This is a genomic window from Saccharothrix sp. ST-888, assembly GCF_000955975.1.
Classification (GTDB): domain Bacteria; phylum Actinomycetota; class Actinomycetes; order Streptomycetales; family Streptomycetaceae; genus Kitasatospora.
On record NZ_JYJF01000016.1, the window covers coordinates 18,757 to 41,521 of the forward strand.

The following is a 22,765-nucleotide window of genomic DNA, read 5'->3' on the forward strand; positions in this document are numbered from 1 at the left end:
CGCCGTCATCGGCCACCCCTCACCCGGACACGGGGGCCCTGCTGCCGCAGCCACGCCGGCCGGGCCCCCGTCACCCCCACTTCCCCGCCGCCCGCCACCGCCCTTCACGGGCGCGCCGCGCGCGACACCTCTATACATACGGAGCCGCACGATGGGACGCCTCGCACAGACCGACGGCCTCACCGAGATCCAGCGGGACATCCTCGCCACCGTGCGGGACTTTGTCGACAAGGAGATCATCCCGGTCGCGACCGAGCTGGAGCACCGGGACGAGTACCCGACCGCGATCGTGGAGGGGATGAAGCAGCTCGGCCTGTTCGGCCTGACCATCCCCGAGGAGTTCGGCGGCCTCGGCGAGTCGCTGCTGACCTACGCGCTGGTGGTCGAGGAGATCGCCCGCGGCTGGATGTCGGTCTCCGGCATCGTCAACACGCACTTCATCGTCGCCCACATGATCAACGCCCACGGCACCCAGGAGCAGAAGGAGTACTTCCTGCCCCGAATGGCGGCCGGCGAGATCCGCGGCGCCTTCTCGATGTCCGAGCCGGGCCTCGGCTCCGACGTCGCCGCGATCTCCACCAAGGGCGTCAGGGACGGAGACTTCTACGTCCTCAACGGCCAGAAGATGTGGCTGACCAACGGCGGCACCTCCACCCTGGTCGCGGTGCTGTGCAAGACCGACGAGGGCGGCTCGACGCCGTACAAGAACATGACCACCTTCCTGGTCGAGAAGACGCCCGGCTTCGGCCCCAACCCGACGGTCCCCGGCCTCACCGTGCCCGGGAAGATCGAGAAGATGGGCTACAAGGGCGTCGACACCACCGAGCTGGTGCTCCAGGACGTCCGCATCCCGGCCGACCGGATCCTGGGCGGGGTCCCGGGCCGGGGCTTCTACCAGATGATGGACGGCGTCGAGGTCGGCCGGGTCAACGTCGCGGCCCGCGGCTGCGGTGTCGCCCGGCGCGCCTTCGAGCTGGGCATCTCGTACGCCCAGCAGCGGTCCACCTTCGGCAAGAAGATCGCCGAGCACCAGGCGATCCAGTTCAAGCTGGCCGAGATGGCCACCAAGGTCGAGGCCGCCCACCAGATGATGGTGATGGCCGCCCGCAAGAAGGACAGCGGCGAGCGGAACGACCTGGAGGCGGGGATGGCCAAGTACCTCGCCTCCGAGTACTGCAAGGAGGTCGTCGAGGACGCCTTCCGGATCCACGGCGGCTACGGCTTCTCCAAGGAGTACGAGATCGAGCGCCTCTACCGCGAGGCTCCGATGCTGCTGATCGGTGAAGGTACTGCGGAGATCCAGAAGATGATCGTGGGCCGCCGCCTGCTGGAGGAGTACCGCATCGCGGAGTGAGACACGCCGGTGAGCACCCGGTCCGGATTCCGCCACGCCGAATCCGGGCCCGGGAGCCCGGCACGAGAGCCATTCGAAAGCCAGGAGGCGGGCGTGCGGGCCTGCCTCCCGGCCCCGCCGTACCGCGGCAGTCCCCGGGCCTGGTCAGCCGATCGGGGGCGGTACGGCGATTTGGGGAAGGTCGTAGGGCGCGTACCCGCCGGTACGCGCCCTACGGCATACCTGCTCGCCCCAAACGCCCCAGAACGGCCCACAGGGCCCGCTCAGCGCCGTTCCAGCCCCTTCCCCAGACTGCGGGACGCGGAGCTGACTCCCAGTCAGCCAGGACCCGCCTCGTCGCTCTTGTCCGAATTGAGACATGGGTCACGCGCTTCGTCCAGCCTCTTGGGAACCGCGCCGAGCCGAGCTACGGTCGTACACATAGCAGGCACAGATCGGCGCCGCACCGGACTCCTGAACAAGCAGGCGGCTTGCCCACCTACCGCCTGGTCCCGATAGCATCCACCGGGACAGCAGCCGTCCCCATCTCACCCGATCCCCGCGGTGGCCCCCGTCCAGCGGCCATGATCCCCCGCGACTAAGGTCTTCGATGCCCATCAGCCCGTCCCCTCACACCTCCGCTCCGGCCGGCGCCCTCGACGCCCCGGCGGGCGGTCGGCGTCCCCGCGTGACCATTGCGCGCGGCGCCACCCCCTGGTTCGTCCCGACCCTGGCCACTGCCGCCCTCACCACCGCCCTCACCAGGCGGAACGGCAAGTGGGCCGTGGCAGCGGTACCGGCCTGCGCGCTCGGCGCGGGCATGCTGTGGTTCTTCCGCGACCCGGAGCGCGAGATCGGCGCCGGCAGAGTGATCTCCCCCGCCGACGGTGTGGTGCAGAGCATCGATGCCTGGCCGGACGGCCGGACCCGTGTCGCGATCTTCATGAGCCCGCTCAACGTGCACGTCAACCGCGCCCCGCTGCCCGGCACGGTGACCTCCGTCGAACACGTCGCCGGCGGCTTCGTCCCGGCGTTCAACAAGGACAGCGACCGCAACGAGCGCGTCGTCTGGCACTTCGACACCGAGCTCGGCGACATCGAGATGGTGCAGATCGCGGGGGCCGTGGCCCGCCGCATCGTGCCGTACGTGGACGCCGGCACCAAGGTCGAGCAGGGCGAGCGGATCGGGCTGATCCGCTTCGGCTCTCGCGTAGACACCTACCTGCCGGCCGGCGTCGACGTCGGCGTCGAGGTCGGCCAGAAGACCACTGCCGGGGTGACACGCCTTGACCGTGACTGATCCTGAGACTCTCGTCGGCCTGAGCGAGGAGGAGGAGACCGGCCTGCACCGCCGCCGCTGGGCACGCGACCGCGAGCTGCGCGCCCCCCGCTCGCCGCAGCACCTCTCCACCGCCGACTTCCTGACCCTGGGCAACGCCGTCTGCGGCTTCATGGCGATCTACTCGATCACCACCGGGGTCCTGATGCCGCACCTGATGGGCGACGCCATGCCGAACCGGCACAGCGCGGCCACCGCCGTGACGCTGCTGCTGATCGGCTCGATGTGCGACCTCTTCGACGGCCTGGTGGCGCGCAAGCTGCGCTCCTCCGCGCTCGGCGCCGAGCTCGACAACCTGGCCGACCTGATCAGCTTCGGCATCGCGCCGGCCTACTTCGTCGCGGTCTGGGGCATCGTCTCGCCGGACAGCAACCAGCAGCTCTCGGCGTTCATCGCGGTGACCGTCCTGCTCGCCGTGGTCCTGCGGCTGGCCAGGTTCTCCGCCGTGAAGATGCGGCCGGGGATCTTCCAGGGCATGCCCTGCCCGATGGGCGCGATGACGGTGATCGCCATCGTGCTGCTCGAACCGCCGCTGATGCTCGGCCTGCTGATGATCCTCGGCGTGGCGTACCTGATGGTGAGCCGCATCGAGTACCCCAAGCCGCAGGGCCTGCTGGCCACGGCGACGCTCTGCTGGATCGTGGTCTCCATCGGCTGCCTGGCGGCCTGGGCCGCCGGCCTGCCGGGCGGCGACACGCTGATGCACATCGGGGCGATCGCGCAGATCACGCTGGCCGCGATGGCGCCGCTGCTGGTCATCCGCCGCAAGGTGGGCCAGAAGGTGGGCGACGTCCGCGCCCGCCGCGCGGAGTCGCGGGGCTGCTGAGCCCGCCGTGAACGCCCGGAGGGGCCCGGATCCTGGATCAGGATCCGGGCCCCTCCGCCGTTCCGGGACAGGAGCCCTGGGCCTTTCAGGGGCAAGGGTGGGCAAATCCGGGGCGCGGGGAACTGCGCGCGGCGGAAGGTGACCGGGGTCGGTCGAGCACGGCGGGCCGGTTGCAGGACCTCCGGGTGGGGCGGTGCGACTTGATTACCGGAGGTACGTGCGGGTCCGGGGCCTTCCGGTTCGCGCACGCGGTTGATCAAGCAGAGCCCCGCGCCCCTGAGCGGCCCCGGCAGGGCTAGGCGCCGCCGTGGTGGACGCTGAAGGCGGAGCGGCGGGCCGCACGGGCCACGGCGGGGTCCGGGTGGACGCCCGCGACGGCGGTGAGCACGGAGGCCGCCCGGGGGTGGCCGGACTGCCTGGCCCGGTTGAACAGCCGGACCGGCTCGCCCGCCGAGGCGCCCTCGACATGGCCCACCAGCAGCTCGGTCTCACCGTGGTCGAGGACGGCGGCGGCCGTGTCCACCCAGAGCCAGGCGGCGTCGTCCGCACCGAGCACGTCGGCCGGCGAGACCCCCTCGTCCGACTGCTCGGCCAGCCAGAGCAGCGCGTACGGCCGCAGTACCGGCTCGTCCACGGCGGCCCGGACGGCCTGCTCGGCGGTGCCGCCCGCGACCCGGAGCGCCTCGAAGGCGAGCCCGCGCAGCAGCGCGTCCTCGCCCCGGGCGGCGTCCAGCAGCTCGGCGACCGCACGGTCCACCGGGCGGGCGGCGACCCAGGCCCGGTACTCGGCGCGGGCCGGGCCGGGAGAGTAGTTGGCGCAGGCGTCCAGGAGCTCCAGGGCGCTCTGCTCGATGTGCCCGGCCGCGGTCTGGGCGACCGTGCAGATCTCCTCCAGCTTGGCGCGCACGGCCCAGTGCCCGAGCAGGGAGAGCTCCGCGGCCTCGTCCCGGCGGACCAGGGCGCCGACGGCGGCGAGGCCGTCCAGCATCCAGTCGAGGACGGCGGCGACGTCCGAGGGGGCCGGCGGGTTGTCCACCTGCGGCTCACGGCAGGTGCCGCGAACCGCGGAGACGGCCGAGGCGGCGTGCGGGACCGGGGAGAGCGCCAGCGTGCCGGTGCCTGCGCCGTGGCGGCGCTCGTCCAGGCCGCGCCGGAGCAGTTCGAGCAGCTCGCTGTCGGCGACCGGGCCGTCCACCAGGTGCAGGAAGGAGAGCAGGTGGGGCGCGTGGTCGACGGCCTGCCCGGCGAGGACGGCGAAGACTCCGCGCATCGCGGCGGGCGGGACGGGGGCGACCAGCGTCCAGGAGTCGAACAGCGCGGACCAGCCCCGGATCACCGCCTCGTCGTCGTGCTCCCAGGCGTGCAGCCGCCAGCCCGGTCCGGCACCGCCCTCGCGCGGTTCGACCAGACCCACCAGCAGGGCCTGGCCCCAGGCCTTGGCCGCGGCGCCGACCGTCATGGCGAGGGCGCGCCCTGCGGCGCGGGCGTCGTCGGAGAGCAGCTCGCCCCGGCGGTCGACCTTGTCGAGTTCACCCGCCCAGCGCGCGATCCGGACCGCGTCCACGAGCATCCGGCGGGCCAGCGGGGCGAGCTCGGCCGGTGCGGGGAAGCCGTCGGGCACCGGAACCCTCCCCCGTCCCGGCTTGGGCGCCGGGGTACGGCGGCGGGCTCCGGCGGGGTGGCCGGGGTGCGCGCCGTCGGCGCGGCGGACCGTACCGGGCAGACGGGTCACCGTCGCACCGGTACCGATCGTCGGCGGGAGCGGGGCATCACGGTCGCGCGGGTTCCGAGACGTCACGCCGTGCAGTCTTCCCCGTGCACCGGCCTTCTGTCACATCGGGTTCGGCGCGTCTTTGGCCGCCCGGTGAGAAGCGATGGAAGAGATCGGGCAACAGCCCGCAAACCGGGCCTGAACATTCGAATGGTTGGCCTGATTCGAGTGTCGTGTCCCCAACAAGATGATCGACACTCCGTCAGGTTCAGGTCACCGGGAGCCCCCGGGGCACCTGATCGATGGTGACCGATCATCCACGGAGAGTGACTACGTGGTCAGAGCAGCGGGGTGAGCCAGCGGCGCAGCGCCTCCGCGTAGCCGTCCGGGTGGGCGTTCCACAGTTGCGTGTGCTCCGCACCGGGCAGCTCGTGCAGGCTCACCAGGTCGGGGCGGTGGTGCGCGAGGCGGCGGGCGGCTCCGATCGGCGCGATGCCGTCGGCCGGACTGCCCAGCAGCAGGGTGGGGACCCGCAGCTCCGTACCGTCCGCGAGGCGGGCGAAGGCGGCCGGATCCACCTTGGTACGGCCTTCGGCGGCCAGCGCGCCCAGCTCGGCCAGGGCACCCGGGATACCCGCCCGGACGCTCTCCCGGCGCACGCCGGCGGACCAGTCGAGGATCGGGGAGTCCAGCACCAGTCCGGCGATCGAGGCCCGCCGGGCGGACCTGGCCGCCGTCAGCAGGCACATCGTGGCGCCGAGCGACCAGCCGTACAGGACGACCCGTCCCGCGCCGCTGTCCAGGGCGAGCCCGATCGCCGACTCGACGTCCCGCCACTCGGTCTCGCCGAAGTGGCCGAGCCCGTCCGGCGAGGGCGGGGCCCCGGCGTCGCCCCGGTAGGTGACGGTCAGGGTCGGCAGTTTCAGCGAGCGCAGCAGCGGGAGCACCGGCAGCGCCTGGGTGCGGTCGGCGCCGGGGCCGTGCACCAGGATCACCCAGGTCCCGCGCATCCCGGGGACGTACCAGGCGGGCAGCAGTCCGAGCTCGCCCTCGGCGGCGGTCTCGGTGAAGTCGAGGCCGAGGGCGGTGGTCGGGTCGCCGAGGTAGACCCGGGGGGTCATCTCGACCTCGGTGCCGACGGCGAGGGTGCCGCGCTCCGCGCGCTCCAGCCGGCGGGTGACGGTCTGGACGTCGGTGCCCAGCACCTCGCCGACCACCGCGTGGCCGCCGCCGCGCCACTCCAGCGCGTACCGGCCCGGACGTTCGCTCTCCGGGGCCCGGGTGAGGGCGACCCGCCCGGCGGCGAGCTCGTGCACCCGGAGGGTGGCGGCCAGGCCCGGCCTCCCGGCCGGCGGGCGGACCGAGCGCTCGGACACCCTGCGGCCGATCAGGACCACGGCTGCTCCGGCTCCGACGGCGGTGGCTGCCACGGCGGCGGCGGTTCCCCAACGCATAGCGCTCCCCGGTGTGCTGGACGGGACGGTGCCTCCCAGTCCACTCTCCGGGCCGCGCGCGTGCCACCGGGGCGAGTCCGTCCGTGCGGGCCGGGCACTGCAGGCCATGCGGATCCCCGCCGCTCGCTACACGGGGATTTCGGTGGGGTAGCGGGAGAGCAGCTCCCAGAAGCGCCGGGCGAGCGGCTGCTCCGGCCCGTGGTCGGCCGGGGCGGGGGCGGAGGAGCCCCAGTGCGTCGGGACCAGGTACTCGTTCTGCAGGTCCGAGAGCGCCGAGGAGAGGGTGTCCGGCGAGACCGGGAGCAGCCTGCCGATCGCCTTCAGCTGCCCCTGCCAGCGGCCGTCGACGCACTGGCGCAGCCGCCGGTCGAAGTCGTCCTCACGGTGTGTCACCGCCAGCAGGGTGCGCAGGCCCAGGCCGAGGACGTGGGCCAGTGCGCGCGACTGCTCCTCGTCGCCGGTCCACCTGCCGGTCGACTCGGCCCGTTCGTACGCCGGCAGCGGCATCCCGATCCGGCGGGCCGCCTGTTCCCGGCCGAGTTCCCGGGCGAGGCGGAAGTCCCGCAGCGTTCCCGGAGGGACTCCCATCAACTGGACCGGCGGGCACCACAGGGCGCGCGCGAGGGCGATGAACTCCTCTTCGGAGGGCCGGATCTCACCGCTCTCCCAGCCGAGCACATGGGCGGGCAGCAGCCGGATGCCGTGGGCGGCCATGGCGTCGGCGACCTGCTCGGGGGTCAGGCCGAGCCCGGCCCGGTGGGACCGCGCGGCCGTCGGGGAGAACGGCACCGGGGGCGGAGGGGCCGGCTGTCTGCGTCGCATGGCACCCGACCGTAGGGGGCGCACATTTCGTCCACACCCCGCCGATTGCACGAAGCTCGGGTGGCCGCCCCGAGTCGGCATCGGATGATCCTCCACCCGGGCCCGGGGGAATCGGTCTGCTACTCGGAGGTAGTGACGGTTCCTCGGCGGACGGACGGACTACTCGGGTGGCTGTCCGGGCGGTAGCGCACGCCCGCCGGGGCCTGCCGAGGCGTCAGGCGGATCCGGTCACTTCAGGCCCAGCTTGCCGAACAGTTGCTTGAGGTGCTCCTCGGTGGGCGGATCGCCTGCGGGGTCAGCTTGTCGACGGCGTTCGGGAGGTGGGCGGCTTTCCGAGATCGTCCGTCATCGGTCGTCCTCCCATGAGGTCGTGGTCGAGTGAGGTCGTGGTCGAGCCGCGCGGGCGGGCACAGCGCCGGTCGCGGCAGGGGCCGGGGAGGCTGCCGCAGGGCTGTGACCAAGCCCTCCGCCGGGTTTGTTGACTCCCGGTCGCGGCCCGTGGTGGGATCTTTCAGCCAAACGGAGGCATGCAGAGGAAGCCGGTGCGAGTCCGGCGCGGTCCCGCCACTGTCACCGGGGAGCACACTCGACGTTTGGTCACGGCGGTCCGTTCGTACGGCTGCCGGTGGACCGGGGGTGTGTCCGCCCCGGAAGCCAGGAGACTCTCGCCTCCGGTACGTCGATCCAGGGCGCGGACCCTGAGTGAGGACACGCACGCCATGCAGGCTGCCCCGGCCCGAGTACGGCCGCCGTTCGACCTCGGGTCCGCCCCCCGGTCCGCCTCCGTCGCCGTGCCCGCGCCGTGCCTCGACTGAACCGCAGCACCGCCTTCGCCCTGGGCAGCATCGCCGGGTACCTCGCCGACGCCGCCCTCGCCGACCCCCGGCGCGGGCACCCCGTCGCCGCCTTCGGCACCGCCGCCGGGCGGCTGGAGCGGGCGCTCTGGCGCGACCGGCGGGCGGCGGGTGCCGGGTACACCGCCGCCTGTGTCGGTACGGTCGCGGCCGGGGCGGTGCTCGCCGAACGCGCGCTCGGGCGCAGCGGGTACGGACAGGCGGCGCTGGCCGCCGCCGCGACCTGGACGGTGCTCGGCGGTACCTCGCTCACCCAGGAGGCCAGGACCATCGGCCGTTCGCTCCAGGCCGGCGATCTGACCGCCGCCCGCGAGCGGCTGCCGCACCTGTGCGGCCGCGACCCGAGCGCGCTGGACGGGCAGCAGATCGCCCGCGCCGTGGTCGAGTCGGTGGCCGAGAACACCGCCGACGCCGTGGTCAACGCGCTGACCTGGGGTGCACTGGCCGGTACGCCCGGACTGCTCGCCTTTCGGGCCGTCAACACGCTGGACGCGATGGTCGGTCACCGCTCCCCGCGCCATCTGCGCTTCGGCTGGGCCTCGGCCCGGCTGGACGACGTGGCCGGCTGGCCCGGCGCCCGGCTGACCGCCCTGCTCACGGTGGCCGCCGCACCCGAACCCCGGACCGCCTGGCGGGTCTGGCGGCGGGACGGCTCCGCTCACCCGAGCCCCAACGCCGGGCAGGCCGAGTCCGCCTTCGCCGGGGCGCTGGGCGTACGGCTGGGCGGCACCCTGCACTACGGCGAGCGCGTGGAGCACCGGCCGGTGCTCGGCGCGGAGCTGCGGCCGGTGGCGGTCGGGGACATCGAGCGGGCGTGCCTGCTGTCCCGGCGGGTGGGCGCCCTGGCGCTGGCGGCCACCGTGGCCGGGCGGACGCTGTGGACCCGGCGGCGGAGGCGGACGTGAGCGCACGTCACGGAGCGGCGCCGCGCTGCGCCGGTCCGGGCGCCAGCCGGGTGGAGCACGGCAGGGTGAAGCACAGCCGGGTGGGGCAAGGGCGAGTGCGGCAAGGCCGGGTAGAGCGCAGCCGGGTGGGGCATGGCCGGGGAAGAACGACGACCGTGAAGCGGAGCGGAGAAGCATGAGCGGGGCACTGCTGGTCGCCGGGACGACCTCGGACGCGGGCAAGAGCGTGGTCACGGCGGGCATCTGCCGCTGGCTGGCCCGACAGGGCGTCAGGGTCGCGCCGTTCAAGGCGCAGAACATGTCGCTGAACTCCTTCGTGACCGCCGACGGCGCCGAGATCGGCCGGGCGCAGGCGATGCAGGCGCAGGCCGCCCGGGTCGAGCCGGAGGCGGCGATGAACCCGGTGCTGCTCAAGCCGGGTGCGGACGGCCGCAGCCAGGTGGTGCTGCTCGGCCGGGCGGTCGCCGAGGTCGGTGCGCTGGACTACCGGGAGCGCAAGCCCGTCCTGCTGGAGCGGGCGCTGGAGTGCCTGGCCGATCTGCGCAGCCGGTACGAGGTGGTGGTCTGCGAGGGCGCGGGCTCGCCGGCCGAGATCAACCTGCGCGACCGGGACATCGCCAACATGGGTCTGGCCACAGCCGCCGGGCTGCCGGTGGTGGTGGTCGGCGACATCGACCGGGGCGGGGTCTTCGCCGCGATGTACGGGACGCTGGCGCTGCTCTCGGCGGAGGACCAGCGGCTTGTGGCCGGCTGGTTCGTCAACAAGTTCCGGGGCGATGCCCGGCTGCTGGCGCCCGGTCTCGACATGCTGCACCAGCTGACCGGACGCCCGGTGCTGGGCACCCTGCCGATGCTCTCCGGCCTGTGGCTGGACGCCGAGGACTCGCTCGACCTGACCACGGTGGTGGACCACGCGGCGAGCAGCGGACCGGTCGGCGCGGACGTCCTGCGGGTGGCCGTGGTGCGCTTCCCGAGGCTGTCCAACTTCACCGATCTGGACGCGCTGGCGCAGGAGCCCGGCGTACTGGTGCGCTGGGCGACCCGCCCGGAGGAGCTGGCCGACGCCGACCTGGTGGTGCTGCCCGGCAGCCGGGCCACCGTCGCCGACCTGGCCTGGCTGCGCGAGCGCGGCCTCGAACCCGCGCTGAAGGCGCGGGCGGCCGCCGGGCTGCCGGTGCTCGGGGTCTGCGGCGGCTACCAGATGCTGAGCCGGAGCATCGTGGACGAGGTCGAGTCCAGGGCCGGCGAGGTCGCCGGGCTCGGTCTGCTGCCGACCCGGGTGGTCTTCGGGCGCGAGAAGGTGCTGGCCAGGCCGGTCGGCGAGGCGTACGGCGAGCGGGTCGAGGGCTACGAGATCCACCACGGGGTGGTGTCGGTCGAGGGCGGCGTGCCGTTCCTGGACGGCTGCCGGGTGGGCTCGGTCTGGGGCACCACCTGGCACGGCGCGCTGGAGAACGACGGCTTCCGGCGCCGACTGCTGCGCGAGGTGGCCGCGTCGGCCGGGCGGGCGTTCGTCCCCGCCCCCGACGTCTCGTTCGCGGCGGCCAGGGCGGCCCGTCTCGACCGGCTCGGCGACCTGATCGAGGAGCACGCCGACACCGACGCGCTCTGGAAGCTGATCGAGGGCGGGGCACCCGGTGGCCTGCCCTTCGTCCCGCCAGGGGCACCCCGAACGATGGAGAGCTGATGAGTGACGTCCGATACCCGTTCACCGCGATCGTCGGCATGGCCGACCTGCGGCTCGGGCTGCTGCTCAACGCGGTCTCCCCAGCCGTGGGCGGAGTGCTGGTGCGCGGTGAGAAGGGGACCGCCAAGTCGACCATGGTGCGCGCGCTGGCCGGGCTGCTGCCCGCCATCGCGACCGTGCCCGGCTGCCGGTTCGCCTGCGATCCGGCGGCGGCCGACCCGCAGTGCCCGGACGGTCCGCACTCCCCGGAACCGGCCGAGCGGCGCCCGGCACACCTGGTGGAGCTGCCGGTCGGCGTCTCCGAGGACCGGATCGTCGGCTCGCTCGACCTGGAGCGGGCGCTGGCCGAGGGCGTCAAGGCGTACGAGCCCGGGCTGCTGGCCAAGGCGCACCGGGGCGTGCTCTACATCGACGAGGTCAACCTGCTCCAGGACCACGTGGTCGACCTGCTGCTGGACGCCGCCGCGATGGGCCGTTCCTACGTGGAGCGCGAAGGCGTCTCGGTGCGGCACGCGGCCCGGTTCCTGCTGGTCGGGACGATGAACCCGGAGGAGGGCGAGCTGCGCCCGCAGCTGCTCGACCGCTTCGGGCTGACGGTCGAGATCGCCGCCACCCGCGACCCGGCCGAGCGCGCCGACGTGGTCCGGCGGCGGCTCGCCTACGACGCCGACCCGGCGGGCTTCGCCGCGCGCTATGCGGCGGACGAACGAGCCCTGGCCGAACGGATCACCGCAGCACGGGAGTTGCTGCCCGAGGTGGAGCTGACCGATCTAGCGCTTCGTCAGATCACCGCCGTGTGCGCGGCGTTCGAGGTGGACGGACTGCGGGCGGACATCGTGATGGCCCGGACGGCGGTCGCGCTGGCGGCCTGGGACGGGCGCACCGAGGTGCTGGAGGAGGACGTCCGCAAGGCCGCCCAGCTGGCGCTGCCGCACCGGCGGCGCCGGAACCCGTTCGACGCACCGGGGCTGGACGAGGAGCAGCTGGACCGCACGCTGGCGGAGCACTCCCAGCCGGAGGAGCCGGCAGAGTCCGAGGAGACGGCAGGCCCCGAGGAGCCCACCGACCCGGAGGGCGGCCCCGAGGGCGACGGTCCCGACGGCGGCGGCCCGGACGGGGGCGGGGCTCCCGCGCCCGGTGACGCCCCGGACGGCAGTGCCGCCTCGGAGCCCGAGCCCCCGGCCGAGGCGGGCATCCCCCCGCAGGGCACGGGTGGTGCGGGCAAGGCGCCGGTGGCCTCCGCCGGGGACCCGTACCGCACCCGGCTGTTCAAGGTGCCCGGCACCGGGAAGGGCGCCCAGGGGCGCCGCTCCCCCGCCGAGACCGACGGCGGGCACACCGTCCGGGCCCGCCGCCCGCAGGGGACGCTGAGCCGGCTGCACCTGAGCGCCACGCTGCGCGCCGCCGCCCCGCACCAGGTGGCGCGGGGCCGCGACTCGCGCGCGCTGGTGCTGCGCCGGGACGACTTCCGTGAGCAGGTGCGGCAGGGCCGGGAGTCCAACCTGGTGCTGTTCGTGGTGGACGCCTCCGGGTCGATGGCGGCGCGGCAGCGGATGACCGCCGTCAAGGGCGCCGTGATGTCGCTGCTGATGGACGCGTACCAGCGCCGCGACAAGATCGGCATGATCACCTTCCGGGGCTCCTCGGCCGAGCTCGCCCTGCCGCCCACCTCCTCGGTGGAGGTCGGCGCCGCCCGGCTGGAGCAGCTGCCCACCGGCGGCCGGACCCCGCTGGCGGCCGGGCTGCTGCGCGCGCACGAGGTGCTGCGGGTGGAGCGGATGCGCGACCCGCACCGCCGTCCGCTGCTGATGGTGGTCACCGACGGCCGCGCCACCGGCGGCCGGGACGCGCTGGCCCAGGCCGGGCGGGCGGCCGGGCTGCTGGCCGGGCAGGGCCTGGCGAGCGTCGTGCTGGACTGCGAGTCGGGACCGGTACGGCTCGGCCTGGCCCGTACGCTGGCCGGCCAGTTGAACGCCCCCGCTGTAACGCTGGACGAGCTGCGGGCCGAGGGTGTCACCGCACTGGTCCATGCGCACCGAACCGTTGGCCACGACCGAAAGGCAGCCTGAGCCATGCCGAAGGGTATTCCCGAGTCCGTCCCCGACGACGGCCTGACCACGCGTCAGCGCCGCACCCTGCCGATCACCGCCGTGCACACCGGCCCCGGCAAGGGCAAGTCCACCGCCGCCTTCGGGATGGCGCTGCGGGCCTGGAACCAGGGCTGGTCCGTCGGGGTGTTCCAGTTCGTGAAGTCCGCCAAGTGGAAGGTCGGCGAGGAGAACGCGCTGCGCGTGCTCGGCGCCTCCGGCGAGGGCGGCACGGTGGACTGGCACAAGATGGGCGAGGGCTGGTCCTGGGTGCAGCGCTCCGCCGAGATGGTCGAGTCCAGCGAGGAGGCGGCGAAGGAGGGCTGGGCGCAGATCAAGCGCGACCTGGCCGCCGAGCGCTACCGCTTCTACGTGCTGGACGAGTTCACCTACCCCATGCACTGGGGCTGGATCGACGTCGAGGAGGTGCTGACGGTGCTGCGCGAGCGGCCCGGCAGCCAGCACGTGGTCATCACCGGCCGCTACGCGCCCGAGGCGCTGACCGAGTTCGCCGACCTGGTCACCGAGATGACCAAGGTGAAGCACCCCATGGACGCGGGCCGCAAGGGCCAGCGCGGGATCGAGTGGTAACCGTACTGCCGTGAACAGTCCCCGCACCGACACCCCTCGTACCGACCGCCCCCGCACCGACAGCCGCCGTACGGACATCCCGCGCCTGGTCGTCGCCGCGCCGTCCTCGGGCGCGGGCAAGACCACCATCGCCACCGGGCTGATGGCCGCGCTCTCCGCCCGGGGCCTGGCGGTCTCCCCGCACAAGGTCGGCCCGGACTACATCGACCCCGGCTACCACGGCCTCGCCGCCGGGCGTCCGGGGCGCAACCTGGACGCCTTCATGTGCGGCCCCGCGCGGATCGCGCCGCTCTTCCTGCACGGCGCGGCCGGGGCGGACATCGCGGTGGTCGAGGGCGTGATGGGACTGTTCGACGGGGCGGCCGGGCGGGGGGAGCTGGCGTCCACCGCGCACGTGGCGAAGCTGCTGCGGGCGCCGGTGGTCCTGGTGGTGGACGCCTCCTCCCAGTCGCGGTCGGTGGCGGCGCTGGTGCACGGCTTCGCCTCCTGGGATCCGGAGGTCCGCCTCGCCGGGGTGATCCTCAACCGGGTCGCCTCCGACCGGCACGAGCAGCTGCTGCGCGAGGCCCTGGAGGAGGGGTCGGGCGTCCCGGTGCTGGGCTCGGTACGGCGGACGGCCTCGGTCGCGACACCGTCGCGGCACCTGGGTCTGATCCCGGCGGTCGAACGCTCGGCGGAGGCCCTGCGGGCGGTCCGCGACATGGGTGAACTGGTCGCCGCCTCGGTCGACCTGGACGCCCTGGTGGAGCTGGCCCGCAGCGCACCGCCGCTGGACGCCGAGCCGTGGTCGGCGGCCGAGGAGGTCACGGCGGTCGCCGGCCGGCCGAGGATCGCGCTGGCCTCGGGGGCGGCGTTCTCCTTCTCGTACGCGGAGAACGCGGAGCTGCTTACGGCTGCCGGGGCCGAGGTCGTCCCGTTCGACCCACTGCACGACGGTGAACTTCCGCCCGGAGCGGCGGGGTTGGTGATCGGCGGTGGCTTCCCGGAGATGTACGTCACCGAGTTGAGCGAGAACGCCTCGCTGCGCGCCTCGATCGCCGCGCTCGCGGCCTCAGGCGCGCCGGTCGCCGCCGAGTGCGCCGGACTGCTCTATCTGGGGCGGGAGTTGGACGGCAGACCGATGTGCGGCGTGCTCGACACCACCGCCCGGATGACCGAGCGGCTCACTCTCGGCTACCGCGAGGCGGTGGCCATCGGGGACAGCGCGCTCGCCCCGGCGGGCAGTCGGGTGCGCGGGCACGAGTTCCACCGCACCGTCTGCGAACCGGGTGCGGGGCCGCAGCCCGCCTGGGGCTGGCGCGGTCCCGACGGGCCGCGTACGGAGGGTTTCGCGGCCGGGTCCGTGCACGCCTCGTACCTGCACCTGCACTGGGCGGGTGCACCGGAGTTGGCCGAGCGGCTGGTCCGCGCGGCGGCCGGGCACCAGCAGCCCTGAGGGGACCGGTCGGGCCGCCGGGCGGTCGGCGCGGCGGCTCTCAAGCCCGGCCACCGGCCGCCCGGTCGAGCTCCTGCACCACCGCCTTGTCCAGGAACGGGACCGATCGCCCCGCGAACCTCTGGCAGGGGTCCGAGCCCCGGCCCGCCACCAGGACGACGTCGCCGCCGCGAGCACGGGACAGGGCCTCCGCGATGGCCTCGCGCCGGTCTCCGATCCGCGCATAGGGAGTCGGGGTGGTGGCGAGACCCGCTTCGACCCGGTCGAGGATCAGCTCCGGGTCCTCGCCGCGGGGACTGGTCGAGGTGAGCACGACCAGGTCGCTGAGGCGGCCGGCGATCTCGCCCATGGGAGCGCGCTTGCCGGGGTCGCGGTCGCCGCTGCACCCGAAGACGGTGATCACGCGGCCGGTGGCGAGGCCGCGGATGGTGGTGAGCACCTTCTCCAGCGCGTCGACGGAGTGCGCGTAGTCGACGACGACCGTCGCCCCGCTCCTCGCCCGGTAGGTGTCGAACCGGCCCGGGATCTGCGGCAGTTCCGCGAGGACGGCGGCGATCTCCTCGATCCCGTGCCCGGAGAGCACCGCCGCCGCGGTGGCGGCGAGCGCGTTCTCGACCGCGAAGCGGCCGGGCACCGGGAGGTGGAAGGCGTGGGCGGTGCCCTCGTGGTGCACGGTGAAGTCGCTGCCGGCGGCCGAGATCCCGATGTCCGTGGCCCGGAGGTCGGCCGGACGGCCGGAGGCGGAACAGGTGACGCTCGTGTCCGGCATCAGGGCCAGGATGTCGGTGCTCACCGGGTCGTCCAGGTTCACCACGGCCTGTCGGCAGCGTCCGTTGAACAGCCGCAGCTTGGCCTGCCGGTAGTTCTCCAGGGTGAGGTGGTCGTCCAGGTGGTCCGGGGTGAGGTTGGTGAAGACGCCGATGTCGAGGAAGGTGTGCTCGACCCTGCGGTGGAGCAGCGCCATCGAGGACGCCTCCAGGACGAAGCATTCCGCGCCGCCGTCGGCCAAGTAGCGCAGCATGGCCTGGAGTTCGGGTGCCTGGGGTGTCGTGATCATGTTGGTGGACACCAGGAGGGGACGGCCTTCGAACCGCGAGCCGCCCGTGCCGATCACGCCCACCCGGCGCCCGAGCGCCCCCAGGACGGCCTCCAGCATGAAGGCGACGGAGGTCTTGCCGTTGGTGCCGGTGACCGCGATCCCCCACAGCTCCCGCCCCGGCTCGCCGTAGTAGCGGGAGGCGAGGCGGGCGGCGGCCGTACGGACGTCCGCGACCCGGACCACGCACGGGCCGGCCGGGAGCTCGACGTCCGTCCGCTCGACCAGTGCGGCCACCGCGCCTCGCCGGTACGCCAGGGCCAGGAAGCGGTGGCCGTCGAGGCGCCGACCGTCGCGGGCGACGAACAGCGCCCCCGGGTGCACCGCCCGGGGATCGAACGTGATGCCCGCGGTGATGTCGACCCGGGGATCACCGGCCAGCAGAGCGTGCTCCAAACCGGCCAGGGCGGTGCAGAGTTGCATCCTCGCAGTACATCAGGACACGGGAGGCCGCGCGAGTGGGCGGCGGTTCGGCCGAGGCCGGGGTCAGTGTTCGTTCTCCTCGGCCGGCGCGGTGCCGTGGATGTTCCGCTCGATCTCCTCGGCCGACGCGGTGCCGTGGATGTTCCGCTCGATCTCCTCGGCGGACAGCGCCGCCCGCAGCGCCCAGTAGTAGACGGCCAGCGAGAAGAGCACGACCGCCACGATGTCCCACCACAGCGGCAGGTTGCCCGCAGCGCCCGCCCCGAAGGTGCCCTGCCAGGAGATCAGGCCCATCCCGATGAGGTAGACCGGCAGCCACCGGCCCGCCCTGAAGTCCATCCGGGGGGCGCCCGGCAGGCCCTTGGCGTTGGCGCGGGCGGCGTACGAGCCCATCAGGAGGTAGCCGATCAGGATCGCCGCGCCCAGGCGCCACAGGGTGTCCCAGCCGGCCCAGTAGATGACCAGGCCGGCGACCGCGAAGGAGACCGGCGCGACGACCGATCCGGCCGGCAGGCGGTACGGGCGCTCAAGGCCCGGCAGGCGCCTGCGCAGCACCCCGAAAACCAGCGGCGCACCCGCGTACATCAGCACCACCGCCGAGGTGATGAAGCTGACCAGCCGCTGCCAGCTCGGGAACGGCAGGAAGCACAGCACACCCGCCACGTAGGCGACGATCAGGCCGACCCACGGGACCGAGCGCCGGTCCGTCCACTGGAGCGCCCGAGGGGCGTAGCCGTTGCGGCTCAGCCCGTACGAGATCCGGGAGCTGGAGGTGATGTAGATCAGGCCGGTGCCGCCCGGGGAGATGATCGCGTCGGCGTAGAGCAGACTGGCCAGCCAGCCGAGGCCGAGCAGGGTGGCCAGACCGGCGAACGGCCCCGCGAGGCCCGGGTAGTCGAGCGCGGCCCAGCCGCCGGCGAAGGTCCTGGGCGGCAGCGAGGTGATGAAGACGACCTGGAGCACGACGTAGACGAAGGTCCCGAGGGTGACCGACCCCAGGACGGCGCGCGGGATGTCCCGCCGGGGGTTCAGGCTCTCACCGGCCCACTGGATCGCCTGCTCGAAGCCGAGCAGCGCGAAGATCACCCCGCTGGTGCTGATCGCCGCCAGCACGCCCTTGGCCCCGTACGGCGCGAAGCCGTGTGCGGTGAAGTTGCCGCCGTGGAACTCCGTCAGCGCCAGCACCAGGATGGTGAGCAGCGGAATCGCCACCTTCCACCAGGTGGCAGCGCTGTTGGTGTGGGCGAGGATCTTCACGCCGAGGAAGTTGACCACCACGAAGACCGCCAGCAGGCCAGCCGCCACCGCGAAGCCCGAACTGGTGAGGGTGTGGTCGGCGTGCAGGAAGCCGCGCGCCCAGGACCAGTGCCCGGCGTAGTTGATCATGGCCTGGACCTCGATCGGCGCGATCGTCGCGGCCTGCAGCCAGGAGAACCAGCCGAAGGACATCCCGGCGAACCCGCCGAAGACGTAGTGCGGGTAGCGGGCGGTGCCGCCCGCGACCGGGAACAGCCCGCCGAGTTCGGCGTGCACCAGCGCGAGCAGCACCACGGCCACCGCGCCGATCCCCCAGGAGAGCACGGCGGCCGGCCCGGCGGTCACCACGGCGTTCTTCGCCCCGAACAGCCAGCCCGAGCCGATGATCGCGCCGACCGAGGCCCACAGCAGCCCGATCATCCCCACCTCGCGGCGCAGTCTGCCGTTCCCCTGCGCGCCGGACGGGGTGATCTGATCGGTCGATGCCATGCGTTCGGCCTCTCGGGACTCGACCGGCACGCGGGATCCGGCCGCTCGGGCGGTGGTGCCGCGGTAGCGGTGCTTCGGCGGTGCCGCCCGCGGCGGGGTGCTGACGCCGACGGTGCCGCAGATCCGGCGCGGAGTCGGCCGGGCGGCCCTGACACGCACGGGCACAGCCGCCCCTCGGCCGAGTTGTCGGATGGTATGCGTCACCGCCGGCCCGAGGATCGGCCGTCGGTCAGGCCCGGCCCGAGGAGGCCTGTTCGGTCAGCGACTTGAACAGGTGCACGTCCTCGTGGCCGCCGGGGATGCCCAGGGTCCGGCCGGTCTCGACGTAGCCGTGGCGCTGGTAGAACCCGGGCGCCTGGAAGGTGAACGAGGAGACGACCATCCGATCGCAGCCGCGCCGCCGCGCCTCCGCCTCGGCGGCTCCCAGGAGCCTGCTGCCCCAGCCGTCCTTGCGGCTGTCCTCGCGCACCCACACCAGCTCGATGCCGCACAGCCCGCCCCAGGTCCACCCGGCCAGCCCGCCGACCAGTTCGCCCGTCTCGTCGGTGACCTTGACCGACAGCGTGCCGCGGTCGTCGGCGCCCGTGGCCGCGGTGTTGAAGGCGGTGAGCTCCTCGATCAGCCGCTCGTTGAGCTCGGAGTCCCGTTCACCCACGACCAGGACCGGGCCGGTTTCTTGATCATTAGTCATGGCGCGGAGTATGGCAGTCCGCGCGCCCCGGCGGCCCGTGATTTAGCGGCTCCACCGGTGGGTCCGGACACTTCCGGGGGCACGGGGGACTGCGCGGGACCGGAGGGGACTGCGCGGGACCGGAGGTGACGGCGCCGCACCTTCCGCCGCGCGCACGCAGTCGATCAAGCAGGGCCCCGCACCCCCGGGTGCCCGGCTTCCGCCGGCCGGGACCGCACGGTTCCCGTCCGCAGGACCGCCGCGATCACTCCGGGTCGGCGTCCGCACCCCAGACCGGGCGGAGCCGCCCACCGAGGTCACCGGCCTGGCGGAGACCTGCGTGGTAGACCGGCTCCCAGGCCGCCGGGTCGGTCAGGTCCGGTCCGAAAGCGCGCACCGATGTCGGATCGGGACCGACGGTCACGGCGGTGTGCGCCCCGGCGATCTCGGCGGGTCTCGCACCCCCGGGCTCGGGTCAGCCCAGGTAGGCCGGGGCGACGGCGGCGGCGACCGAGCGCTGCGGGGTGCCGGTGCCGTCGGCCGGGACGGTCCACAGGTCGGCGCCGTAGTCGCCGGGCATGGCGTAGAGCAGGGTCGAGTCGTCCGACCAGAGCGCCTGGTCGTCGATGTTGCGCTGCTCTGCGGTGGCCGTCTCGGTCATGGTCCGCAGGTCGAGCACGTACAGCCGCCACGGCGAGTCGGCGGAGGCACCGGGGACGCGCTTCTTGTAGGCGGTCCGGGTGCCGTCCGGTGAGGGGGAGGGGCACTCGACGTTCTGGTGCAGCGTGGTGAGGGTGTGTGCGGTGACGTCGCCCTGGACGAGGTAGGTGTGCCCGCCGGTGGCCAGGGTGGCGTAGAAGCGGTTGTCGTCGGCGAAGTGACACCCCAGACGTCGGTGTCGTGGGACTGGTAGGGGTGGCCGTCCCTGGTGATCGCGAAGGTCTCCAGGTTCTCCTGGACCGCCCAGCTGCGGGTGTCCACGATCGTGGTGCGGGTGGAGAAGCCGGTGCCCGCGTAGGAGTCGCCGCGGACGGAGACCGTCCAGGCGACCAGGTGGCCGGAGGGCGAGACCCGGGCGCGGGTGGGGACATCCGTCCACCTCCGCCCGGCCGCCTGCCGGACGGCTCCCGGCTCGGCGATTGACCTGCTCATCGGGCCCGTGGTGGGATTTCGGGGCCGGTGGGCCGACGGGCCGGTGAGTGCGGCGGGAGAACGGTGGGGCGGACGTGATCGAGGGGGGTGTGCCGGTGCGGGACCTCGTGGTGGGAGTCGGGGCGAGCCGGGGTGTGCCGGGTGCCGAGGTGCTCGGGCTGATCGACGCCGCCCTGGCCGCCATCGGACTCGGCCGCCACCGGATCGCTCAGCTGGCCACCGTCCTGGGCAAGGCCGGGGAGCCCGGCCTGCGGGCAGCGGCGCGGGAGCTCGGCGTACCGCTGGTCGGCCACCGTGCCGAGGCGCTGGCGGCCGTGCCCGTTCCGCATCCGTCCGGCTCGGTCCTGGCCGTGGCCGGGACGCCCAGCGTCGCGGAGGCGTCCGCCCTGCTCTCCGCGCCCGGCGGCGAACTGCTCGTCCCCAAGCGCAAGTCCGCCCGGGCCACCGTGGCGATCACCCGGCGGTCCTCCCGGCCGGCCGCCCCACTCCCCCTTCACCCTGGAGCCCCCGACGTGACCACCGAGCCCGACCTCCGCACAACGGGCGAGCCCGGCCCCCGCACGACGGACGAGCCCGACCTGCGCCACCACGGCGACGCCGAGGTACGTGCCGCCGGACTGGTCGACCTCGCCGTCAACGTCCGCACCGGCACGCCGCCGGCCTGGCTCCGCGAGCGCCTCGCCGCGACCCTGGCCGACCTCGCCGCCTACCCCGAGCAGACCGCCGCCCGGCGGGCCGTCGCCGCGCGGCACGACCGGCCGGTGGACGAGGTGCTGCTGACCTCCGGCGCCGCCGAGGCCTTCGTCCTGCTCGCCCGCACGCTGGCGCCGCGCCATGCCGTGGTCGTGCATCCGCAGTTCACCGAGCCGGAGGCGGCCCTGCGCGACGCCGGGATCACCGTCCACCGGGTGGCCCTCCCGCCCGCCGAGGGGTTCCGGCTCACGCCGGGCGCGGTGCCCGAGGAGGCCGACCTGGTCGTCCTCGGGAACCCGACCAACCCGACGTCCGTGCTCCACCCGGCCGCCGAGGTGGCCGCGCTCGCCCGCCCCGGGCGGACACTGGTCGTCGACGAGGCGTTCATGGACGCCGTCCCGGGCGAACGGGAGTCCCTGGCCGGGCCCGAGTACCGCGCACTGCCCGGCCGGGTGGTGGTGCTGCGCAGCCTGACCAAGACCTGGGGCCTGGCCGGGCTGCGGATCGGCTACGTGCTCGGCCCCGCCGGGCTGATCGCCCGGCTCGCCGCAGCCCAACCGCTCTGGCCGGTCTCCACCCCCGCCCTGGTCGCCGCCGAGGCGTGCAGCGCCCCCGCCGCGCTCGCCGAGGCGGAGCAGGCCGCGCACGCCATCGCCGGGCAGCGGGCTCACCTGCTCAAGGGCCTGGCCGCCGTCACCGGTGTCCGGGTGCACGGGGAGCCGGCCGCGTCCTTCGTCCTGATCGAACTGCCCGGTGCGGCGGCCGTCCGCGAGCGGCTTCGCGCGGCCGGGTTCGCGGTACGACGCGGGGACACCTTCCCGGGTCTCGGAGCAGACTGGCTGCGGATCGCGGTCCGGGACGAGGCCACCACCGACCGCTTCCTCGCCGCGCTCGCCGAGGCCGTCCACAGCTGATCCGCCCGCCTCGGCCACGGGCCGGTGCGGTCTCCCGCGTGGACACCGCCGTCGGTCATACCAGGCTGACGGGGTCCGAGCGGCGCACCCGGCCCGGCCGCAGCACCTGCGCATACGCCCCGACACACGGCAGCAGGCCCAGACCCGGCAGCGGCTCCACCCGGTTGTACCGGGCCGGAACGCGCAACGCCTCGGTGTTGCCGGGCAGTTCACCGTGGGCGAGGGTCGGCACGACGCAGCGCGGCGTCGGCACGACGATCCGCAGCCGCAGATCCGCGCCGACCAGCAGCTCACGTCCCACCCAGGCGTTCTCCGCGAACGGTCCGCCCTCCTCGGTACGGATCACCAGGTTCGGCCGGTAGCGCTCCGCCTCGCCCTCGCCCGGACCGCCGAGCCTCGCGATCCCGGCGAGGGTGGTGGTGGCCAGCAGGTGCAGCGGCGCGAAGTCGAAGAACGTCCCGGCGGGCGCGGCCCTGCCGAACTCGCTCTCGGTATAGCGGACATCCGCCTCGACACCGCTGCTCAGCACCTCCTCGGGGACGGAACGGCGCAGTGTCGCCCCGGCCGGCGGGGTGTCGATCAGCGAGACCCGGCGGCCGAGCCGTCCGGAGACGGCCTCGTCGATGTCGGCGTCACCGCTCCAGAGCGGCTTGCCGTCGGGGCAGGTGATCCATGCGCCCGCCTCGGCGCCGGCTGCCCGGAAGCCGAGCAACTCCCGCCACCAGCGCGGGTTCTTGGCGCTCGCCACCTGCCCGGTCTCCCGGTCGAGCAGCGCCAGCACCCGATCCCCCGCCACCCCCCGCTCCCCCACCTCACACTCGGAAAGCCCCTCCCCGAGCATGGACTTCACCGGATAGCGCCGCAGCGCCTCCACCACCCCGATCGTCACCATGCCGACACCCTGTCAGAGCGCGACAGACTCCTGCTTCGCACGCCGCCTACGGCACTCTGGGTAATCGCACTGTTACAGTCAATCACCGGGTGGAGGTGGGAACACTGCTCCGGCGCTGCCGGATTTGCGGCAACT

Annotated in this window: 18 protein-coding genes, 1 pseudogene and 1 riboswitch; of the genes and pseudogenes, 10 read left to right on the plus strand and 9 right to left on the minus strand. The window is 74.0% G+C overall.

Going from position 1 to position 22,765, the window contains the following annotated elements; genetic code table 11:
- Positions 1 to 151 precede the first annotated feature (151 nt).
- From UK12_RS08750 to UK12_RS08760, 3 genes are all read left to right on the plus strand, one after another.
- Positions 152 to 1,354: an acyl-CoA dehydrogenase family protein gene (locus tag UK12_RS08750; RefSeq protein WP_045301466.1), complete on the plus strand. Its 1,203-nt coding sequence runs from the start codon at positions 152 to 154 to the stop codon at positions 1,352 to 1,354.
- A gap of 667 nt (positions 1,355 to 2,021) precedes the next feature.
- Positions 2,022 to 2,633, plus strand: a complete 612-nt coding sequence (locus tag UK12_RS08755; RefSeq protein ID WP_045301540.1) for a phosphatidylserine decarboxylase — start codon at positions 2,022 to 2,024, stop codon at positions 2,631 to 2,633.
- Positions 2,626 to 3,498 (plus strand): CDP-alcohol phosphatidyltransferase family protein, encoded by an 873-nt coding sequence (locus UK12_RS08760; RefSeq protein ID WP_231591104.1) that lies wholly within the window; start codon positions 2,626 to 2,628, stop codon positions 3,496 to 3,498. Before UK12_RS08755 ends, UK12_RS08760 begins: the two co-directional genes overlap by 8 nt.
- Positions 3,499 to 3,793: 295 nt before the next feature.
- Here UK12_RS08760 and UK12_RS08765 read toward each other — a convergent pair whose 3' ends face one another.
- The 3 genes from UK12_RS08765 to UK12_RS08775 form a co-directional block, all read right to left on the minus strand.
- A complete protein-coding gene (locus UK12_RS08765; RefSeq protein WP_197084673.1) occupies positions 3,794 to 5,296 on the minus strand; it encodes a hypothetical protein in 1,503 nt (500 codons plus the stop codon).
- A 251-nt stretch (positions 5,297 to 5,547) separates the two neighbouring features.
- Positions 5,548 to 6,663, minus strand: a complete 1,116-nt coding sequence (locus UK12_RS08770; RefSeq protein ID WP_045301470.1) for an alpha/beta hydrolase family protein — start codon at positions 6,661 to 6,663, stop codon at positions 5,548 to 5,550.
- Between the two features lie 126 nt (positions 6,664 to 6,789).
- On the minus strand, positions 6,790 to 7,485 hold the full coding sequence (locus tag UK12_RS08775) for a helix-turn-helix domain-containing protein (RefSeq protein ID WP_156178609.1): 696 nt from the start codon (positions 7,483 to 7,485) through the stop codon (positions 6,790 to 6,792).
- Between the two features lie 506 nt (positions 7,486 to 7,991).
- A riboswitch (cobalamin riboswitch) is annotated at positions 7,992 to 8,172 on the plus strand.
- Between the two features lie 115 nt (positions 8,173 to 8,287).
- On the opposite strand from UK12_RS08775, the gene UK12_RS08780 reads away from it, so the two are divergent.
- The 5 genes from UK12_RS08780 to UK12_RS08800 all read left to right on the plus strand — a co-directional run bounded on the left by UK12_RS08780 (position 8,288) and on the right by UK12_RS08800 (position 15,044).
- Positions 8,288 to 9,244, plus strand: coding sequence for a cobalamin biosynthesis protein (locus UK12_RS08780; protein WP_082119439.1), 957 nt, complete (start codon positions 8,288 to 8,290; stop codon positions 9,242 to 9,244).
- 175 nt (positions 9,245 to 9,419) lie between these two features.
- Positions 9,420 to 10,931: a cobyric acid synthase gene (locus tag UK12_RS08785; protein WP_045301472.1), complete on the plus strand. Its 1,512-nt coding sequence runs from the start codon at positions 9,420 to 9,422 to the stop codon at positions 10,929 to 10,931.
- The gene (locus UK12_RS08790) at positions 10,931 to 13,000 is read left to right on the plus strand and encodes a putative cobaltochelatase (protein WP_045301473.1); all 2,070 of its coding nucleotides are present in this window, start codon (positions 10,931 to 10,933) and stop codon (positions 12,998 to 13,000) included. Before UK12_RS08785 ends, UK12_RS08790 begins: the two co-directional genes overlap by 1 nt.
- Before the next feature lie 3 nt (positions 13,001 to 13,003).
- Positions 13,004 to 13,609 carry a cob(I)yrinic acid a,c-diamide adenosyltransferase gene (cobO, locus tag UK12_RS08795; RefSeq protein WP_045301475.1) on the plus strand — a complete coding sequence of 202 codons (606 nt, stop codon included), beginning with the start codon at positions 13,004 to 13,006 and terminating at the stop codon, positions 13,607 to 13,609.
- Positions 13,610 to 13,685: 76 nt separating this feature from the next.
- Positions 13,686 to 15,044, plus strand: coding sequence for a cobyrinate a,c-diamide synthase (locus UK12_RS08800; protein WP_045301548.1), 1,359 nt, complete (start codon positions 13,686 to 13,688; stop codon positions 15,042 to 15,044).
- Positions 15,045 to 15,084: 40 nt separating this feature from the next.
- Here UK12_RS08800 and UK12_RS08805 read toward each other — a convergent pair whose 3' ends face one another.
- The 5 genes from UK12_RS08805 to UK12_RS08820 all read right to left on the minus strand — a co-directional run bounded on the left by UK12_RS08805 (position 15,085) and on the right by UK12_RS08820 (position 20,078).
- Entirely contained in the window at positions 15,085 to 16,563 is a 1,479-nt protein-coding gene (locus UK12_RS08805; protein ID WP_045301477.1) for a UDP-N-acetylmuramoyl-L-alanyl-D-glutamate--2,6-diaminopimelate ligase, read from the minus strand.
- A 63-nt stretch (positions 16,564 to 16,626) separates the two neighbouring features.
- On the minus strand, positions 16,627 to 18,309 hold the full coding sequence (locus UK12_RS08810; protein ID WP_082119441.1) for an APC family permease: 1,683 nt from the start codon (positions 18,307 to 18,309) through the stop codon (positions 16,627 to 16,629).
- Positions 18,310 to 18,538: 229 nt separating this feature from the next.
- A complete protein-coding gene (locus UK12_RS08815; RefSeq protein ID WP_045301479.1) occupies positions 18,539 to 19,000 on the minus strand; it encodes a GNAT family N-acetyltransferase in 462 nt (153 codons plus the stop codon).
- 244 nt (positions 19,001 to 19,244) lie between these two features.
- Entirely contained in the window at positions 19,245 to 19,376 is a 132-nt protein-coding gene (locus tag UK12_RS44330) for a hypothetical protein (protein ID WP_269432001.1), read from the minus strand.
- A 78-nt stretch (positions 19,377 to 19,454) separates the two neighbouring features.
- Positions 19,455 to 20,078: a hypothetical protein gene (locus tag UK12_RS08820; RefSeq protein WP_197084674.1), complete on the minus strand. Its 624-nt coding sequence runs from the start codon at positions 20,076 to 20,078 to the stop codon at positions 19,455 to 19,457.
- Positions 20,079 to 20,241: 163 nt separating this feature from the next.
- Here UK12_RS08820 and UK12_RS43105 point away from each other — a divergent pair.
- Together UK12_RS43105 and cobC are read left to right on the plus strand one after the other, a co-directional pair.
- Positions 20,242 to 20,574: pseudogene (locus tag UK12_RS43105) on the plus strand (cobalamin biosynthesis protein); the annotation flags it as partial.
- Between the two features lie 69 nt (positions 20,575 to 20,643).
- The gene (cobC, locus tag UK12_RS08825) at positions 20,644 to 21,738 is read left to right on the plus strand and encodes an Rv2231c family pyridoxal phosphate-dependent protein CobC (protein ID WP_045301552.1); all 1,095 of its coding nucleotides are present in this window, start codon (positions 20,644 to 20,646) and stop codon (positions 21,736 to 21,738) included.
- A 55-nt stretch (positions 21,739 to 21,793) separates the two neighbouring features.
- Here the strand turns inward: cobC and UK12_RS08830 are convergent, their stop codons facing one another.
- A complete protein-coding gene (locus UK12_RS08830) occupies positions 21,794 to 22,630 on the minus strand; it encodes an MOSC domain-containing protein (protein ID WP_045301480.1) in 837 nt (278 codons plus the stop codon).
- Positions 22,631 to 22,765: the final 135 nt, after the last annotated feature.